Origin of the sequence: Vibrio sp. 1727, from assembly GCF_033344415.1 — a bacterium.
GTDB classification, from domain to species: Bacteria; Pseudomonadota; Gammaproteobacteria; order Enterobacterales; family Vibrionaceae; genus Vibrio; species Vibrio alginolyticus.
Genome location: NZ_JAWPOT010000027.1, coordinates 1 through 17,445 on the forward strand (window position 1 = coordinate 1; position 17,445 = coordinate 17,445).

Consider the following 17,445-nt stretch of genomic DNA (forward strand, 5'->3'; position numbering starts at 1 on the left):
TGGTGATTTCTCCAATTGATTTTCCGGTGTAGCGGTTTCCGACGTCTCGGAAAACCAAGTAGTTCTCTCAAAGTTACCTCTATTAACGACACCAAATTCAGAAGCTTTAGAAAAAAGTTTAAAAAAATAACATTGCGAGATTTAGCTAATAAAATTGAAGAAAAGTAAGAAAAAGTGCTCAAGTTTCCACAAATCGAGCCGAGAGGGCTAAATTGTATAGAAAATCAGCAAAAGGAAACAATTAAAGGTAAGTTCGCAGACGATAGACGTGAAGATTAGAAAAGAAAAAGCCCCTTTTCCTTTGAGAGAACTGGGGCTAGGTTGGTCGCCAGAGCCTATGTGGAGATCAAGAGAAATGAACACATTTCCGGCATACCGAGTGCAACTTTACATTGAAAATGATTGGCAGGTGAGAGATGAGAGAGCCGCTCATTCTATTGTAAAGCTGCTTGCCAAAAGCCTGCATTCCCATCCACGTCTGAATGTATTGAGTACAGGCTAAGTAAACTACTGCAATAGTGACATTGCAGAGTTTGGCAACTGTTTCGCTTGAGCAAGAATCGATGTACCTGCTTGTTGCAAAATTTGTGCTTTGGTCATTTGCGTGGTTTCTTTCGCAAAATCTGTATCTTTAATTCGGCTGTTCGATGCGTCAACGTTTTCTTGGATATTCGCCAAGTTGTTGATGCTGTGACTCAAACGGTTTTGCTTCGCACCTAAGTCTGCACGTTGCGAGTCTACGTATTTCAGTGCCGAATCCAGCACAGAAATCGCGTTTTGAGAACCTTGTACCGTGGTCATATCAATATCTTGTACTGACGTTCTGATAGGTTCATCACTCAGGCCAAGCTCAGATGCTAATCCACCAGAAATAGAAATCTCACCCTGAACGTTTGGATGCGCGACAAAAACTTGCAACTTGCCATCTTCACTTACAGACGCATTAATCATATCAGACTGACCATTAATGTAAGTGGCAAGCTCTTCGATGTCGTCGCCCGCTTTGGCATTAATGTTGATTTCTAGATCATCAACATTGCCGTCTTCGTCTTCACCCATACCTGGTAGCGTGATCTTCAAGTCAGATTTAGCTGGGTCAACACTCCAGTTTTTATCTTTACCGTTCTCAGATAAGAAGGTCACACCGCCCATGCGAGTATCGTCCGCACGAATGCTGGTGAGTCCCATGATCATGGCTTCACCTGAGCTCGCACCAATCTGGAATGCCGCTTCACCGAATGAGCCGTTCAATAGACGACGACCACCAAATGAAGTGGTTTCTGCAATACGGTTTAGCTCGTCAATCAATGCCATTGACTCTTCGTTGATCGCCTGACGCTCAGCTGGAGAGTTAGTACCGTTCGATGATTGAATCGCAAGGTCACGCATTCGTTGCATGACAGAGGTTGCCTCATTCATCGCACCTTCAGCGGTTTGTGCAATCGAGATACCATCGTTCGCGTTACGCATTGCGACATCTAGGCCACGAGACTGTGCAGTTAAGCGGTTAGAGATCTGTAGACCTGCCGCATCATCTTTTGCACTGTTAATCTTATGTCCTGAAGATAAGCGCTCCATCGACGTGTTTAATTCATCAGTCGCTTTGTTTAGGTAACGCTGCGCGGTCATCGCGGAGACGTTAGTACTAACTGTTACAGCCATTTTGCTCTCCTGTTGAGTTCGCAAGCTTTTGCGAAGCGGCCAGCTTTACTCTCATTTGGATAAGCACTGACCGTAAAAGTTACTTGCTAAATCTGCCTTAAACGCAGGGTTTAGAATCTCTAAATCTGTTCTGATATTTTCAATACAATTTGTGTGCCAACTTGCGTAAATTATTTAACTACTTTTAAAAGAATCAAATAAACAATAAGTTAGCTTTATCATTAAGCTATTTCCGGTTTGTAAGACTCACCTCACCCCAAGTGTATTGAACGCTGCCCTGTTGCCGCCCGACTTGCCTCCCGCATCATTGCCGCTTTGGGTAAAATCGTGCCGCATGACATCTCAGACTCTCAGGTTACGTCGACTTATCGCGCTTAAGGCTTTGCACATAAGGCATCAAAATCAGACAATGTGTATGAGTGTCATACTAGATGTAGTTAAACAACGTTAGATCTTTGGTCTTACCGAATGCTTGTTGCGATGCCTGTAACGCTCGCGAGTTTTCACTGAACTCGATCACGGCTTTAGAGTAATCCAAGTCCTCAAAGTTGCTCTTCGCTTTTGCGAGAGACAAATTAAAGTCTTCATGATTTTGCTCTTGGATATCCAGCGTACTCAATCGAGCACCGGCATCTGTACGCGCTTTATTCAAATGGATAAAAGCAGCGTGGAATTCTTCTGTCATTTGGTGCAATTTAGCAGTCGCCGACGTATCCGAAACCGATTTGTCTGACCATGCCATTGCATCCTTGAAGGTATCGAAAATGCTGAACTCTGCCCGCTTTTCGATCTCAATGCTGTCACCAGGCGTAATTTGGCCTTTTACGTGCACTTTCAGGCCTTTGTATTCAATCCCTTTCTCTGGAGAAAACTCATCGGCATCCACTACTTTGCCGTTACGCTCTAATTGGTAACCAAATTTGCCGTTATTCATATCGACAAATGTCACGCGATACGCCGCATCATCCTTCGCGTCAACGTTAGTGGCTTTGTTTAGCAACAGCTCAGAGCCGTTTTGTAGATCGTAATTCGGCTGATAGTCGCCAAATGGGTTTGGTATCTCCATAAACAGCTTGCTGCCAGGATCGTTCATTGGCATCTCGAGCATGCTAGAGACTTTCATTTTGCGCTGATAATCGTCTCCAGCGTACTGAACACTACCGTCTTTATCGCGATAGAATGGTTGACTTTTTGGCTTAGTGCCAGCAAAAACGTAGTTACCAGATTCATCTTGCGAGTTCACCAAGTTAAGGAAGTTGTTCGCAATCTCTTCTAACTCACGCTTCTTTGCTTGTCGGTCTTCAGCAGAAAAGGCACCGTTAATCATCTCCATCGTTAAGCGCTTCGACTCGTCGGCAAAATTCTCCGCATTGGCGATATTAACTTCGTGGTTTTCTAGACGATTACGCACCAACACTATCGAGCTAAGATATTGTTGTAGCTGTTCTTGTTGCTGACTAATGTTTTGGATGTAATGCGCAGCGAGGGGGTCGTCACTAGGTTTCAGTAACTTTTTCCCTGAAGCAAGTTGCTCTTGGTTGTGGTGAACCTTATTCTCTTGACGACGCAGATCATTTTGTACGGACTGATAGTTATGGAAACTAGAAATTCGGGTTAGCACTTATCTCTTCTCCTTACCTCAGTTGTAAAATGGTATTGAAGGTATCATTCGCCGCTTGCATCACACGTGATGAAGCCATGTACGCTTGTTGAAACTTCATCATGTTGGCCGCTTCTTCATCGAGGTTAACACCAGAAATAGAAGCAACGCGCTCTTGCGCCGCTTCATGCTCTAAACGAGCGACGGAGGCTAAACGGTTTGCTGTAGAAGACTTCAGTCCAACTTCAGTATTGAGGTTATGATAAACATCGATCAAGGTGCTGGATTTTCCATCCATCATCTTGTCTGTTTGGATCTTCTGCATTTTTCTCAAGTTGCCGTTACCACCTTCAGAAGGCACCAAGTTTGCGGTGAATTTATCATTCATCAGTGCGCCTTCGCTCAACTCAAACACGGTTGCATCGCCGTTTTTATACAGCGGATGGCTTTTCGGCACTGATATTTCAATCTTCGGGTTATCTTTATCTAACGGGTATGAGTATTTGTCCGATAGTAAATTACCCTTGTTATCCGTGATCTTTAACCACGGCTTATCATGCTTCTCGTCGGCTGGTTGTACGGTAACCTCAAACTCTTTAACATCCCCCGCCTCACGAATTTTAAACTTGGCGTTACCTTGGGCAAAAGTGGTTGAGGCTTCATAACTTTGTGCGGCAATAGCTTTTGCGTCATTGGTTTCCATCTTTATGATGGCTGCACCACTTCTCGTTGGGCGTAGCAATACGCGCTCACCGGCGGCAAGGCCTTCACCAATTTGCACTTTCATACCATCCAGAACAAACGACGAATCCGAACGGTCGATGTTCAACGACATTTGCTCACCTTTCGGTGTTGTCACGCTGTATTGGTCGCCATCATAACGCAGCGAATATTCACCACCTTTGATCGCGGAAATGTCCTCGATGTAAACCGCAACATCAGCTTGAGAGTCAGGCGCAGCAAAAACTCGAGATTTTGCCACCAGCTCAGAGTTCACGTCAGTAAATACGTCTTTACCTATCTTACCGTTGAGATCCAGACCTTGAGATTGCAGCTGATTAATTTTGTAGGAGAAGCCCGTTGCTAAACGGCCCATTTCATCTTGCAGTTGTGGGATGTGTTTGTCGCGCATTTCAAGTAAAGCGCCGATTTTGCCATCCATATCATCAGACTTGATTGCTTTAATGCCATTCCCTTCCACCATTGCTAATCGTCTTTGATGAACATCCGGATAGCCATCGATCATTTTAAGCTGGCTTGCTTCCGTGCCAGAAACAAGAGTGTGTCCATTGCCGATATGAACATTAAACCCTTCCGCATTTTTGCGTGGGGTTACGGTAACTTTGGTGTACTCTGACAGCTCAGTAACCAGCTTTTCATGCTGATCCATCAGGTCATTATGTGGGCCGGGAGTACGCATCATCAGTCGATGAATATCGCGAATTTCCAACGCAAGTTGATTAACGCGCTCAATGCCCATATCCAATTTTTTATTGGTGACATCAGATTGCAGTCGCACGGTTTCGTGGAAATCATTTAATGTATCAGAGAAGATTTTCGCCTTTTCCAATACCACTTTTCGTGCCCCTAAATCGTTCGGGGTATCTGCCATGGTTTTTACCGCATCGAACCACTCATTCAGGTTCTCAGGAATTTTCTTCGATGCCACAGAGCTCAACATGCTAGAGAGCATATCAAGATTGTCTTGGGTATCCGTTTTGTTGGCATTGTTGGTCGACGACAGGTTCAGTTCATTCACGGCAAACTGATCCCACGAGCGGCGAACATTTTCCACATGCACACCCATGCCGTAGGTAGAACCACCAAACATGCGCGGATCATTCGTGCCTTGGATAACAGACTGACGGCTATAACCCTCTGTATTAACATTAGAAATGTTATGACCAGTGGTGTTTAATTGTCTCTGAGCAGTAAGCACACTTTGAGTACCTACATTCAGAAGATCTGACGCCATACATGCCCCCGAAAACGAAATATAAATCGGCAAAACCGATCACCTAGACACATTAAAAGCAAAAGATGTGCCAAGTGATAGAAAGACGTAAATGTTCAGATAAAGTGAAGGCTTGCACTATGGCAAGCCTTCGAGAACGTCATAAATTGTCGCAGAGACATTACATACTTTCGATTTTATCCTTCACCTGCAGGACTTTATCTGCGTAATTCGGATCGGTCGCGTAACCCGCACTGTGGATACCGCGAATAAACAACTCTGAATTCCCGCGTTTCTGCAATGCTGTCTCGTAACGTGGGTTGTCATTCAAAAATCGTACAAAGTCATTAAAGCTGTCTTCGTAACTTGAGTAGGAGCGAAACGCTGCCGTCTCTTTCACTGGCGTGTTATCGTGGAACTCTAAAGTTTGAGTCGTCACTTTGTCACCCTGCCAGCTTCGATCTGCTTTGATATTAAATAAGTTGTTGCTGCTGCCACGCGCGTTCTTCACGACCTTTTGTCCCCACCCCGTTTCCAAAGCGGCTTGCGCAAGTAGCAGAGATGGCTCGACTCCTAGGGCTTTCGCAGCTTTCTCCGCGTATGGCTTCATCGAGTTAACAAAGGATTCTGGTGAATCGAATCGAGTGGGTTCATTGCTTGGTCGAGATAGTTGACCAGATTCAATCAAGCGCTGTTCAATCTCGCGCGCTTTTTTCGGGTCAACACGACGATATTCCGCAGCATTGTTTGCCGCATCACGCATAGCCGTTTCTTTTTTGTCGTTCCCTTGCCCAGCCGTTAATTGCTTAACAATCATATCGGCCAGTCCCATTGAACCAGACGAACTCAATTCACTCGCCATCTGTTCATCCAACATTTGTCGGTAGAACTTCTCGTTTTGGCTGTTCATCATGTTGGACTCAAAGCCCTCATTGGCTTCACGCATGGATTTCAACATCATGGAGGTGAAGATCGATTCGAACTGACGAGCAGCCGCATGCAATGCTTCTTGCTCGCCATCTTTTCCCTCTTTCACTGCTTTTTGACGCAGAGTGTCCAGAGAACTGATGTCATGGATAAAACCAATGTCGTTAGGATTGTTCATTATACCTACCTCCTAACCATTAAATGATGATCAACTGGCCTTCAATGGCACCAGCTTGCTTCAATGCTTGTAAAATTGCCATCAAGTCCGAAGGCGCAGCCCCGACTTGGTTCACGGCACGGACCAAATCATCCAACGTTAAGCCTGGTTCGAACTTAAACATTTTGCCTTGCTCTTCGCTGACTTCGATATCCGAGTCTGGTACGACTACGGTTTGCCCACCAGAAAAGCCGTTAGGCTGGCTAACATTCAGGTTTTCTTTGATCGCAACCGTCATGCCGCCGTGCGTTACTGCTGCTGGTTTAAGACGCACATGCTTACCAACTACGATGGTGCCCGTGCGAGAGTTAACGATGATTTTGGCTGCACCATCTGCTGGGTCGAACTCTAGGTTTTCGATTGCCGATAAGAACGCAACACGCTGGCTGACGTCACGAGGAGCACGCACGCGCACTGATGTCGCGTCAACAGCGCTCGCCATTTGTGGGCCAAGGAAGTTGTTTACAGCATCCGCCATACGTTGAGCCGTTGTGAAGTCTGACTCAAGCAAGTTGAACGTGATGTAATCACCACGACCAAATGGGTTTGGAATTTCTCGCTCTACTGTCGCACCACTAGAGATAAGACCAACGGTTGGATTGTTACCTACGATTTTAGAACCGTCAGCGCCTTCAGCACTGAAGCCGCTCACCACTAAGTTACCTTGAGCAACCGCGTAAACTTGACCGTCGAGACCTTTGAGGAACGTTTGTAGTAGCGTACCACCACGCAAACTTTTAGCACTTCCGATGGAAGAGACAGTCACGTCCACTTGCTGACCCGGTTTAGAGAAAGGCGGCAACTCTGCCGTAACCATGACTGCGGCAACGTTTTTAATTTTTGGCTTTGTGCCCGGCGGCATCTGAATGCCGAAGTTTTGCAGCATGGCGGCGAAACTTTGCTCTGTAAACGGGTTCGCTTCACCCGTACCAGGTAAGCCTGAAACCAAACCATAACCCACGAGTTGGTTGCTTCGTACACCTGCCACTTGCGCGACGTCTTTGATACGTGCGGCTTGGGCTACGGTAGAAAACAGAGCAACGCTCATCAGTACTAAAAGGAGTTTTTTCATGCTTACTTATCTCTTGCAGTCAAATTGCCGTCAGAACGGCGTGTTATAGCGCTACATTAAAGAATCGTGCCAAGAAGCCTGGCTCTTGCATATCTTGTTGCAAACCAGTCCCTGAGTATTGAATTCTTGCGTTAGAAACACGATTTGATGCAATGGTGTTGTCGAAATTAATATCATCCGGACGAATAGTGCCACTTAAACGTATGTACTCATCACCTGTATTTAGCGTCATCCACTTCTCACCGCGGATCACGAGGTTCCCGTTTGCCAGTACTTCAATCACCTCAACAGTGATGTAACCACTGATGCTGTTGCTCTGCTTTGCAGAAGAGTCACCTGCAAATGAGTTGGAATTGTTTAAGTCATAAGAGAAATTATATTTTCCGCCAATTTGCAGCTCTTCTCCGCCCACTTGAAGCGGGTCCATTTGCGCTTCATTGGTTTTCGATAAATCGGCATTTGCGCTTTTCGTCGCACTGGTTGTCTCATCCAGTGTTACGGTAATAATGTCGCCAATACCACGTGGTTTAGAATCGTCGTAGAGATCGGTAATGTGCTCGGCGCTAAACAACGAACCTGTTGCAGCAGCATAATGCTCAGGTTTGTTTTTCGGATGAATTGGAGCCCAAGCAGGGTCGCCAGCAACCGGATCGCTTCTACCACGTAAAGTATCTACAATACCGCTGCTCTCTTCTTTCGATTTATCGCCTTCTACTGCGTCGACCACAGTGGTTGCTTGTGTCACTTCATCCGTTTCAATCGGTTCCAACATGGCACAGCCCGACATCGTAGCAATCAAAGCGAGTAGGCAAATACGTTTCATCGTGAGCTCCTCAAATCTTGCTCTTAATCGTTACAATTGCTGGTTAACGAAGCTCATCATTTTATCGACTGACGAGATCACTTTTGAGTTCATTTCGTAAACGCGCTGGGCTTCGATCATGTTGACCAACTCTTCCGTTACATTCACGTTGGACGCTTCCAGCATGGATTGACGAATTTCACCCAAACCGTCCAAACCAGGAACACCCTCTTGTGGATCGCCACTGGCACCCGTTGGTAAGTAAAGGTTCTGACCAATTGGCTCTAGGCCGCCCGGGTTAACAAAATCTGTAATGGTTAGCTGACCAACGACTTGGTTGTCTTGCTGACCTCGGACGCGAACCGACACTTCACCATCCGTACCGACAGTAATAGAAATCGCATCTTCTGGAATCACAATTTCAGGCTCTACAGGGTAGCCAGAACCCGACGTGACTAACGTGCCTTCACCATTTAGCGTGAACTGACCGTTACGGGTATAACCGATGTTGCCGTCCGGCAATGTCACTTGGAAAAAACCGTCGCCTTCCACCATCATGTCCAGTGCGTTGGTCGTTGTCTGTGCATTGCCGTGCGTGTGCACTTTTTGCGTCGCAACCACTTTAGAACCCGCACCTAACATCAAACCACTTGGCAGTTCCGTGTTCTGAGATGACTGGCCGCCAGGTTGGTTGATGTTCTGATAGAACAAATCTTCGAATACTGCACGGCTCTTTTTGTAGCCGACAGTAGAAGCGTTCGCCAAGTTGTTCGAAATCGTGGCAATGTTGGTTTGTTGGGCGTCTAGACCTGTTTTACTTACCCATAGTGCTGGATGCATAGTGAACCTCTAACTCTGTTAACTCATACGAAGCAGTGAATCTGAAGATTTATCCATTTCTTCAGCTGTGCTCATCATCTTGACTTGCATTTCAAACTGACGTTGTAAGTCAATCAATGCGGTCATTTCACCTACGGCATTCACGTTACTGCCTTCTATCGCTCCCGTCTGGAGACTAACAGTCGCGTCTGCTTCGTAAGGTTGGTTTGGAGTTTTATGGCGAAATAAGCCATTGGTGTCTTTAAACAAGCTTTGATCATTAGGCTTAACGAGCTTAATGCGATCAACCGCTTGGAATTCTTCTGCCGGGGCACCTTGAGGAAGTACAGAGATGGTGCCATCCCGACCGATTTCAATTTTGGAGAGAGGGATAGGCAAAGTAATCGGCGCGTCGTTTTCACCCAGCACCAAATGACCACTTGCGTTGGTAAGCATGCCATTTTGATCGACTTTTAGGTTGCCGTTACGGGTCAACCCTTCTTTCCCTGTATGATCGAGTACCGATATCCAACCGCTGCCTTCAATCGTCACATCCAGATCACGCCCTGTTGTAATCACGCTACCTTGAGCAAAGTTATGCCCTGGACGCTCTGTCATGCTGAATACACGTGAAGGATGGCCTTCACCATAAGCCTGCATTGAGCGAGCCTGTGCTAAATCAGCCCGAAATCCGGTCGTGCTTACGTTAGCCAAGTTATTAGCGCGCAATTGTAGTGCCTGCATATTTTGCTTGGCGCCACTCATTGCGAGAAACAGTGCGCGATCCATAAATTACTCCAAAAAATCTCTCTGTACACGGAGTAAAAGCAATAGTTATGCCAAAACAAAAATAGGCTTATCAATCAATACTTTGAATTAACAATCAACAATTAAAAGAGGTCAATAGGGGCAGAAAACTGTAACGAGAGGCAAGGTTTTGATCCATACGGCGGCAACAGCGGCAAATCGTAGATCAAAGCATGCTTAGCCTGAGTGAGGTGTATTAAGGCTAAGCATCAGATGAATGTCATGATGAAAATGAACAAAGCGGTAATTACTAAGAAGCAATCACACGCCATTGCTTACTCAAGCAGAGTATCGAATGACCCAGCTAGTGCTCTAGCGGATCTGTAAGATATTCTGTTGTAGTTGGTTGTGTACTTCGAGCGAACGTGAGTTTGCTTGGAAGTTACGCTGAGCAGAGATCAGGTCCACCAACTCCTGCGTCATATCAATGTTTGACTGTTCCAGCATACCGTTATTGATGGTGCCGAAAGAGCCTTTATTTGATTCACCCCAGATCTTGTCACCAGAGAACTGCGTTGAATCCCATTGAGTACCGCCTTTCTTATCCAGACCTTGCTCGTTTGGAACACGTACGAGAGCAACACGACCCAATGTAACGTTTTCACCGTTTGAGTAAGTTCCCAATACGCTGCCGTTTTCATCGAAGTCAACTTTGGTTAGGAAGCCCGTTGTTGCACCGTCTTCGTCAAACTTAGTCAGTTCGAACGGAGCCGCAAACTGTGTTGCTGAGCCTAAGCCGAAGTTAAGCGTCTGCGCAGGATCGGCACCATTCATATCGACTGGTGTCGTGTTCGTCGCCGGATCACCCAGAGCCACAGAAGTGATTGGCTGACCATTGTTCAAGCTCGCCAACGTACCATCGTTGTTGAACTTCATGGTATGCCCCACATGACCTGTTGGCGTTTGCGCATCACCAGCCGCAACATTTAAAGGCTTTTCACCTTCTTTATCTGTCACGGTGTAGTAAGTGTTCCATGTATTTGGCTGAGTCTGATCTTTCAAGTAATACGTCGTTAGCTTGTAAGACTGACCCATCGAGTCATAAATTGTCGAAGAGGTTGAACGGTTGTATGTATCTGGGTCTGAAAAATCAAACTGCGTTGGATCTTTCAAATCGCCGTTCGCTGGCAAGTTCACACCCACTTCAATGTTTGCTGTTTGTTTTGGCTTACCAAATTCAGCAGGAATATTGATGGGTTGTGGCTCGTATGAAGAAACCTCACCAGAGCTTGGGTCCACTTGGTAACCTAACAAGAACTCGTCGTTCGCGGTCACCATGTAGTTTTCTTTATTTAAGTGAAATGCACCATTACGTGTCAGTTCATTCTGTTGTGGAGTTAGACGCTCTTTCGCTACAGCGAAAAAACCTGTCCCCGAAACACGCAAATCCATTGGGTTGTTGGTGTAAATGCTAGAGCCTTCATGGAACTGCTGTGCCACTTGGCTTGCTTGCGCACCACCACCCGGTGTGGTTTTTGCGTTAGTAAATAAAGAGTTAGAGTAAACATCAGCAAACTCAGCACGGGACTCTTTAAAGCCGTACGTGTTGGCGTTCGCAATGTTGTTACTGGTGGTGTTCAAATCCAGTTGGGCGGCGGACAAACCGCTTAAAGATACATATGACATTCCAAAATCTCCTAATCTAGCGAGCTATGACTACGCTTTGCCGACTTCCAATACTTCTGCAAGTCGAACTGGCGATTCAAAACCAGCCAGATTGAGTAATACGTTTCCGTCACCTTTGCCAAGCAATACGCTGTTTACGTTGGCATACGTCGATACTGGGAACTCTTGCGACTCCCCTTCAACTAAGCCAGACGCTTTCACTTTGTATTTGCCAGCTGGCAGTGGATTTCCGCTTTCATCTTTACCGTCCCAAAGCACACGCGTGTCGCCGGCTGGTTTCGCCCCTACCTCAAAGGTACGAACCAGTTGGCCAGCTTCATCCTCTACACGAACAAACAAATTATCGATAGATTGTGAAAGCTTAACCATTGCCGCCATTGGTGCGTCGTCCTGCTTCACACCTGCTGCTCCTGGGACCAATACGTCACGCCCTACCAAAGAGGAAGCTTGTAACGCTTGATTTGATGTCATTGACGAATTCAAACTCTCAAACTGAGTGTTCATCTTGCCAATGCCATCAACGGTCGCAAATGAAGCCATTTGCGCAATCATCTGGTCATTACTTACCGGCTTAAAAGGGTCTTGCTGAGACAGTTGCTTCGTGAGCAATGATAAGAAGTCTTCCTGTTTTAGGTCCTGCTTACCCGTGCTCTCTTCCGCTTTCTTGTTACTCTCTTGTAGACTTTTAAGCTGGTCGATATAGGACAAGCCGCTTTGACCAACGTTGTTAATTCCGGCCATACGCTACCCCCTTATCCTTATTGACCCATCTGCAGCGTACGCAGCAGCATTTGTTTACTAGAATCAGCGACCTGTACATTAGTTTGGTATGCACGAGAAGCTGAAATCATGTTTGCCATTTCTTCCATTACATTGACGTTAGGCTTGTAAATGTAGCCTTCTTCGTTTGCAAGGGGATGGTCTGGGTTGTACTCCGCACTCAGCGGTTTATCACTTTCTACAATACCCATCACTTTCACTGGCACCGTATCACCGCCACGCATGGCGTTACTTAACTCTGCACCAAACACTGCATGACGCGCTTTGTAAGTGTCTTTCGCAGAGCTGCTGACACTGTCGGCGTTCGCCAAGTTGCTTGAGGTAGTATTCAGACGAACGGATTCAGCGCTCATTGCGGAACCTGTCACATTGAAAACGTTAAATAAGCTCATCTAAATTATTCCCCTTTGATTGCTTTGGTTAAGTTCTTGAATTTGCTGCCTAGAAAGTCGAGTGATGCTTGGTGTCTGATTTGGTTTTGCATAAACAAGTTACGCTCTAAATCCAAGTCTACCGTGTTGCCATCTCCCGTATCTGGTTGCGTAGGAAGACGATATAACTTGTCCCCAACCAACGTTGTAGTGGCAGGAATATGCCGACCATCTGTGCGACTAAGACCAATGCTTGCCCCAGATGTTGCCGCTTGCAATTCCTTCGCAAAGTCTAAACCTCTTGCTTTGTAACCAGGCGTGTTTGCTTGTGCGATGTTGGTGGAAATCACCTCTGCATTGCGCTCACGTACGCCCACCGTGTGCTGGTGGATGCCTAGTGCATTGTCAAAAGATATAGCCATGTTTGCCTCTACAATTAAGAACTGACCGTGATTGATAACCAAAAAGCAATTAGCATGCCAAAACCTAAAGCATTACACCAACCTAGTGGTTACCGTGAATTGAAATAGCAATAAGTGAGCCAAAGTAACTGGAATGTCATGTCGTATCACTTTGTTCACTTAATAAAGATACACCGTGTTGAGGGCACAAGGCAAAAACGCGCTTCAACTAATTGAGTGATACATGAAGCGCTCGGCGCAGAAAGGTAACAAGTAAATTACCACCTTCTAAAGAAGGTGGCTTTGTGTGAGCCCCCTAAAAGGGGGCCTTTGTTTAGTCCAGCGCCAATTGCTGCTGCTCTACTCGCTCTTGCTTCTCTTGATGTCTTACATATCGGCGTATTATTTCTTCATTGATTCCAACACTATCGACAAAATAGCCTCTTTGCCAAAAGTGATTACCCCAAAGCCTGTTCTTCCTAAGGTGAGGAAACTTGCTAAATAGCTTTAAGGCTATTTTGCCTTTCAATACCCCCATCAACTTGGATATCGAAAGCTTTGGTGGGACCTTTACAACTAAATGGACGTGGTCAACTTGTACGTTTAGCTCTACGACTTCACATCCAAGTTGATTACAGTAAACATAAATACATCGATAAACTTCTTTACCTATATTGTTCTTCAAGATCCTAAATCGATACTTTGGCGTATTGACAACGCCAAAATACGTGGGAAGCTTGATTGTATCTACTCATGTTATTTGTCCTCTTTGACTTCTGGAAAAATCAAAGACGCATTTAGCATGAGTAGTTTTACAGGCAAAGCCGAAACGGATGATAACCACCTACTGAAGTAGGTGGTTTAGGGCTGAAAACAAAAAAGCCTGACACAAAGTCAGGCTTTTCTATCAATGAAGAGATACCGCTATTTAAGCTTGTAAATGATGCCCGGATTACAGCGCACCATTTCAAATTTATCAGTCAGACCAGTTAGCGACTCTGATGCCCCTAACAGCAAGTAGCCACCAGGGTTTAAACTGCTCGCCATTTGGTTAAGCACTTTAGATTTCATTTCTGGAGAAAAGTAAATCAATACGTTACGACAGAAAATGATGTCGAACTTACCCATCAGTGCGTAACTGTCCATCAAGTTTTGTGGACGAAAGTTCACCAAACGCTTGACGTTATCTTTGACTTTCATGCGACCACCGTCCGCATTTTCAAAGAAGGTGCGACGACGTTCTGGTGAAAGCCCGCGACCCAAAGCCAAGTTGTCGTACACCCCTGCACGACACATCTCGAGCATACTTGCCGAAATATCTGTGGCTGTAATGGACACGTTTGGTAACAAGCCCGGCTTGCGCTGTTGCGTTTCCAGGATCGTCATTGCAATAGAATACGGTTCTTGGCCCGATGAACTGGCAGCAGACCAGATCTTAATTGGGCGCTTGCTTGCCGCTACTTCTGGCAATAATTTGTCAGCTAAAACCGTGAACGGATAAGTATCTCGAAACCACAAGGTTTCGTTAGTCGTCATCGCATCCACAGCGGCGACTCGTAATTCTCGATTACGCCCTGTAACAACATCACGTAGCAAATCTGATAACGATGCGAGCTTAAACTTCGTCACTAAAGGACTCAGTCGGCTACGCACGAGGTATTGCTTGCTATCACCTAACACGATGCCACATTGCGATTCTAGAAAACGGCTAAAGTCACGATACTCTTGATCACTGATTGTAATAGCAGTCATTAATGTCTCTTTTATTGTGTTAATGCAGATTTAACCGCGTTACCCAACTCATCTGGGTTAAATTTCGCAATGAAGGTGTTGGCACCTACACGCTCAACCATAGCTTGGTTGAATACACCACTTAATGAAGAATGGAGGATAACATAAAGGTCTTTCAAATCGGCATGTCTGCGAATTTCAGCCGTTAAGGTATAGCCGTCCATTTCTGGCATTTCAATATCGGAAATAACCAACGAAATTTGATCGTAGATATTGCCTTCTTGAGCCATTTCAATCAACTTATTGTACGCTTCTTTGCCGTCTTTGACAGATACGACCTCAAAACCGATGGATGTAATCGCACGCTCTACCTGTTTACGCGCGACCGTCGAGTCATCAGCAATCAGTATGCGGCGTACAATAGGCTTTTCTTGTTCTGCTTGTGCGATTTCTTCGCCAATAGCGGAATCCATCGTTTCATCAACTGGCGCAATTTCTGCCAGGATTTTTTCAACGTCAAGGATTTCAACCAGCTCATTGTCAATGTTTGTCACGGCAGTCAAGTAGTGCGCTTTACCTGCACCGTCTGGCGGTGGCAAAATCGCTTCCCAATGCATATTGATAATACGCTCAACCGATGATACCAAAAATGCTTGGATCGTACGGTTAAATTCTGCAATAACAACAAAACATTTATCTAAATCAGTGGTTGGGCGGCCACCAATTGCCAGGCTCAAATCAATAACGGACACGGTATGGCCGCGGATATGAGCGATACCTTTAACCAGAGGGTGTAGATTTGGCATTGAAGTCAGCTTAGGGCACTGTAGTACTTCTTTCACTTTGAATACGTTAATGCCGTAGCGCTGTCGGCCCATCAGTCGAAAGGTCAATAATTCCAATCGGTTCTGACCGACGAGTTGCGTACGCTGATTCACCGAGTCAAGAATCCCCGTCATATGCTCATCTCCATCTCAAACTTTTTGTTTTTAAATGATACTCTACCACTGGCAAGCACGATACCAGGGAGACAGTATGGCGTATTTCACTTTCACTTCGACACCATTGACTATGACAATATGTAGAGCGCTAATTACAAAGTACGCTAAGTCTATCGGCATTTTGCTCAGTATGTTTAGCTTTTTTGTTCATTCAGCTTCAGATAATCAGATCGAGCAAATAAAAACAGCAGCAGAACAACATATTCTTGCTACGGTTGATCAGCCTGATGGTGGCGAGCTATCTGTTAATGCGGCAGAGATCGACTCGAGAATAAAAGCAACGGATTGCCCTGTTCCGTTAGATACATCTGCCTCTTCCACCAGCAGCACGAGAAGTAACATCAATGTGTTAGTGGAATGCCAACCGGATGACTGGAAAGTCTATGTCCCTGTGAGGATCTCGGTATCAGTACCAATGATCGTCGCGACACGAACACTAGGGAGAGGAGAAATCGTCAGCGCATCGGATGTTACCACTTCCATGATCGAGCTACAGCGCTTTCGTAAAGATGGATTTTCTAGCTACGATCAAGTGGTTGGGGCAAAGCTAAAGCGTAATGTTCGCTTAGGCGATGTCGTAGAGAGAAATGATGTTTGTGTGGTATGCCGAAATGAAAAGGTCATTATCAAAGCGGTGAATTCTGGCATGACGATCACAACGCAAGGCACAGCATTGCAGGATGGTTCAGCTGGCGATCAAGTAAGAGTGAAAAATGATAAGTCACAACGTATAATAGAAGGCATAGTGACAGACATTTCGGAAATCACTGTTAATTTTTAATACCCACTGGTAGCGTGTTTAAACTGATCAATAAAAATGCAAAAAATGACTAAAGTTATTTTTGCGCTGGTCGATAGTCTGGATACCAGTATTACGATACAAGGCAAAGGTTAAACATGGCAGGTATAGATAATATACGTTCAGGGCAAATGATGACGACAACAAGTCGCGCACCTGCACGTAACGATTCCAATGCTACCAGCACGACAGAATCAAAAAAGGCGCCAGCGCAACAAGACGCAGTATCACTCAGCCAGCAAAGTAAAGCCGTCAGTAAACTCCAGAAGGATATGGCAGCTTCTCCGGCATATGACAGCGCCAAAGTTGCAGCAATCAAAGAAGCTATCACAAACGGTTCATACAAAGTCGATCCTGAAAAATTGGCTGACAACATGATTAAGTTTGAAAACGAATTGCAAGGCAAAAGCTAACTGACTTAGGCCGAAGGTAAGTATTTTATGGCAGCATTAGTCGATCTCGTTAATTTCCAGCTAGAAAATGCTAAGGCACTTTCCGCTGTTTTACGCCAAGAAACACAAGCAATCACGGCGCGTGTCTCTACCGAGATTGAGAACATTGCCAAACAGAAGATGACGCTCATTGATCAGCTCAGAACAACTGATCAGCGAATCGCCTCTCACCCGCACGTCAATCAACTTACTGAAGATGAGCACCTAAGTCAGGTTGTTGCTCAGATCCAATCGATCGTCCTCGACTGTCAACAAGTTAACCAAGTAAATGGCGAATCGCTTAGTCGCGCACAGCTGAGCTTCAATAAACTCAACAACATGCTTCAGCGAACTCATGGCAAAGTTGGCATGACCTACAATGCGGGCGGAAAAACCCACACCATCTCGACGCTTGGCACCAATATAAAAGCTTAAACGTCACTCT

General features: G+C 45.5%; 17 protein-coding genes and 1 pseudogene. 3 read left to right on the forward strand and 15 right to left on the reverse strand.

Annotation, left to right across the window (positions count from 1 at the left end; translation table 11 throughout):
- Positions 1 to 507: 507 nt before the first annotated feature.
- The 15 genes and pseudogenes from R8O10_RS20510 to R8O10_RS20580 all read right to left on the reverse strand — a co-directional run bounded on the left by R8O10_RS20510 (position 508) and on the right by R8O10_RS20580 (position 15,728).
- Positions 508 to 1,662 (reverse strand): flagellin, encoded by a 1,155-nt coding sequence (locus R8O10_RS20510; protein WP_005382038.1) that lies wholly within the window; start codon positions 1,660 to 1,662, stop codon positions 508 to 510.
- A 427-nt stretch (positions 1,663 to 2,089) separates the two neighbouring features.
- On the reverse strand, positions 2,090 to 3,283 hold the full coding sequence (gene flgL / locus R8O10_RS20515) for a flagellar hook-associated protein FlgL (RefSeq protein WP_005382037.1): 1,194 nt from the start codon (positions 3,281 to 3,283) through the stop codon (positions 2,090 to 2,092).
- A 13-nt stretch (positions 3,284 to 3,296) separates the two neighbouring features.
- Positions 3,297 to 5,237, reverse strand: coding sequence for a flagellar hook-associated protein FlgK (gene flgK / locus R8O10_RS20520; protein ID WP_115385803.1), 1,941 nt, complete (start codon positions 5,235 to 5,237; stop codon positions 3,297 to 3,299).
- Between the two features lie 160 nt (positions 5,238 to 5,397).
- A complete protein-coding gene (gene flgJ, locus R8O10_RS20525) occupies positions 5,398 to 6,324 on the reverse strand; it encodes a flagellar assembly peptidoglycan hydrolase FlgJ (protein WP_042522768.1) in 927 nt (308 codons plus the stop codon).
- A 16-nt stretch (positions 6,325 to 6,340) separates the two neighbouring features.
- On the reverse strand, positions 6,341 to 7,432 hold the full coding sequence (locus R8O10_RS20530; protein WP_005393118.1) for a flagellar basal body P-ring protein FlgI: 1,092 nt from the start codon (positions 7,430 to 7,432) through the stop codon (positions 6,341 to 6,343).
- Positions 7,433 to 7,475: 43 nt separating this feature from the next.
- Positions 7,476 to 8,255 carry a flagellar basal body L-ring protein FlgH gene (flgH, locus tag R8O10_RS20535; RefSeq protein ID WP_005382033.1) on the reverse strand — a complete coding sequence of 260 codons (780 nt, stop codon included), beginning with the start codon at positions 8,253 to 8,255 and terminating at the stop codon, positions 7,476 to 7,478.
- A 30-nt stretch (positions 8,256 to 8,285) separates the two neighbouring features.
- Positions 8,286 to 9,074, reverse strand: coding sequence for a flagellar basal-body rod protein FlgG (flgG, locus tag R8O10_RS20540; protein ID WP_005382032.1), 789 nt, complete (start codon positions 9,072 to 9,074; stop codon positions 8,286 to 8,288).
- An 18-nt stretch (positions 9,075 to 9,092) separates the two neighbouring features.
- Complete coding sequence (flgF, locus tag R8O10_RS20545; protein ID WP_005382031.1) at positions 9,093 to 9,842, reverse strand: flagellar basal-body rod protein FlgF; 750 nt, start codon at positions 9,840 to 9,842, stop codon at positions 9,093 to 9,095.
- A 330-nt stretch (positions 9,843 to 10,172) separates the two neighbouring features.
- Positions 10,173 to 11,486 carry a flagellar hook protein FlgE gene (gene flgE, locus R8O10_RS20550; protein ID WP_005382030.1) on the reverse strand — a complete coding sequence of 438 codons (1,314 nt, stop codon included), beginning with the start codon at positions 11,484 to 11,486 and terminating at the stop codon, positions 10,173 to 10,175.
- A gap of 30 nt (positions 11,487 to 11,516) precedes the next feature.
- Positions 11,517 to 12,227 carry a flagellar hook assembly protein FlgD gene (gene flgD, locus R8O10_RS20555; RefSeq protein WP_005382029.1) on the reverse strand — a complete coding sequence of 237 codons (711 nt, stop codon included), beginning with the start codon at positions 12,225 to 12,227 and terminating at the stop codon, positions 11,517 to 11,519.
- 17 nt (positions 12,228 to 12,244) lie between these two features.
- Positions 12,245 to 12,658: a flagellar basal body rod protein FlgC gene (gene flgC / locus R8O10_RS20560; RefSeq protein WP_005393132.1), complete on the reverse strand. Its 414-nt coding sequence runs from the start codon at positions 12,656 to 12,658 to the stop codon at positions 12,245 to 12,247.
- 5 nt (positions 12,659 to 12,663) lie between these two features.
- On the reverse strand, positions 12,664 to 13,059 hold the full coding sequence (gene flgB / locus R8O10_RS20565; RefSeq protein WP_005382026.1) for a flagellar basal body rod protein FlgB: 396 nt from the start codon (positions 13,057 to 13,059) through the stop codon (positions 12,664 to 12,666).
- 313 nt (positions 13,060 to 13,372) lie between these two features.
- Positions 13,373 to 13,793, reverse strand: a pseudogene (tnpA, locus tag R8O10_RS20570) (IS200/IS605 family transposase).
- Between the two features lie 169 nt (positions 13,794 to 13,962).
- On the reverse strand, positions 13,963 to 14,790 hold the full coding sequence (locus R8O10_RS20575) for a CheR family methyltransferase (protein ID WP_005382024.1): 828 nt from the start codon (positions 14,788 to 14,790) through the stop codon (positions 13,963 to 13,965).
- Positions 14,791 to 14,801: 11 nt separating this feature from the next.
- A complete protein-coding gene (locus R8O10_RS20580) occupies positions 14,802 to 15,728 on the reverse strand; it encodes a chemotaxis protein CheV (protein WP_005382022.1) in 927 nt (308 codons plus the stop codon).
- A gap of 76 nt (positions 15,729 to 15,804) precedes the next feature.
- Between R8O10_RS20580 and flgA the strand changes: the two genes are divergently transcribed.
- The 3 genes from flgA (at position 15,805) to R8O10_RS20595 (ending at position 17,435) form a co-directional block, all read left to right on the forward strand.
- Positions 15,805 to 16,551: a flagellar basal body P-ring formation chaperone FlgA gene (gene flgA, locus R8O10_RS20585; RefSeq protein WP_115385801.1), complete on the forward strand. Its 747-nt coding sequence runs from the start codon at positions 15,805 to 15,807 to the stop codon at positions 16,549 to 16,551.
- Positions 16,552 to 16,667: 116 nt separating this feature from the next.
- Positions 16,668 to 16,982, forward strand: coding sequence for a flagellar biosynthesis anti-sigma factor FlgM (flgM, locus tag R8O10_RS20590; protein WP_005382018.1), 315 nt, complete (start codon positions 16,668 to 16,670; stop codon positions 16,980 to 16,982).
- 27 nt (positions 16,983 to 17,009) lie between these two features.
- A complete protein-coding gene (locus R8O10_RS20595; RefSeq protein ID WP_005382015.1) occupies positions 17,010 to 17,435 on the forward strand; it encodes a flagella synthesis protein FlgN in 426 nt (141 codons plus the stop codon).
- Positions 17,436 to 17,445: the final 10 nt, after the last annotated feature.

Excerpts from the sequence above, each read along its gene's own strand:
- flgF (WP_005382031.1), bottom strand. The coding sequence starts at position 9,842 with ATGGATCGCGCACTGTTTCTCGCAATGAGTGGCGCCAAGCAAAATATG.
- flgG (WP_005382032.1), bottom strand. The coding sequence starts at position 9,074 with ATGCATCCAGCACTATGGGTAAGTAAAACAGGTCTAGACGCCCAACAA.
- flgM (WP_005382018.1), top strand. The coding sequence starts at position 16,668 with ATGGCAGGTATAGATAATATACGTTCAGGGCAAATGATGACGACAACA.
- flgA (WP_115385801.1), top strand. The coding sequence starts at position 15,805 with ATGGCGTATTTCACTTTCACTTCGACACCATTGACTATGACAATATGT.
- flgK (WP_115385803.1), bottom strand. The coding sequence starts at position 5,237 with ATGGCGTCAGATCTTCTGAATGTAGGTACTCAAAGTGTGCTTACTGCT.
- flgH (WP_005382033.1), bottom strand. The coding sequence starts at position 8,255 with ATGAAACGTATTTGCCTACTCGCTTTGATTGCTACGATGTCGGGCTGT.
- flgB (WP_005382026.1), bottom strand. The coding sequence starts at position 13,059 with ATGGCTATATCTTTTGACAATGCACTAGGCATCCACCAGCACACGGTG.
- R8O10_RS20595 (WP_005382015.1), top strand. The coding sequence starts at position 17,010 with ATGGCAGCATTAGTCGATCTCGTTAATTTCCAGCTAGAAAATGCTAAG.
- R8O10_RS20510 (WP_005382038.1), bottom strand. The coding sequence starts at position 1,662 with ATGGCTGTAACAGTTAGTACTAACGTCTCCGCGATGACCGCGCAGCGT.
- flgE (WP_005382030.1), bottom strand. The coding sequence starts at position 11,486 with ATGTCATATGTATCTTTAAGCGGTTTGTCCGCCGCCCAACTGGATTTG.
- R8O10_RS20575 (WP_005382024.1), bottom strand. The coding sequence starts at position 14,790 with ATGACTGCTATTACAATCAGTGATCAAGAGTATCGTGACTTTAGCCGT.
- R8O10_RS20580 (WP_005382022.1), bottom strand. The coding sequence starts at position 15,728 with ATGACGGGGATTCTTGACTCGGTGAATCAGCGTACGCAACTCGTCGGT.
- flgD (WP_005382029.1), bottom strand. The coding sequence starts at position 12,227 with ATGGCCGGAATTAACAACGTTGGTCAAAGCGGCTTGTCCTATATCGAC.
- R8O10_RS20530 (WP_005393118.1), bottom strand. The coding sequence starts at position 7,432 with ATGAAAAAACTCCTTTTAGTACTGATGAGCGTTGCTCTGTTTTCTACC.
- flgC (WP_005393132.1), bottom strand. The coding sequence starts at position 12,658 with ATGAGCTTATTTAACGTTTTCAATGTGACAGGTTCCGCAATGAGCGCT.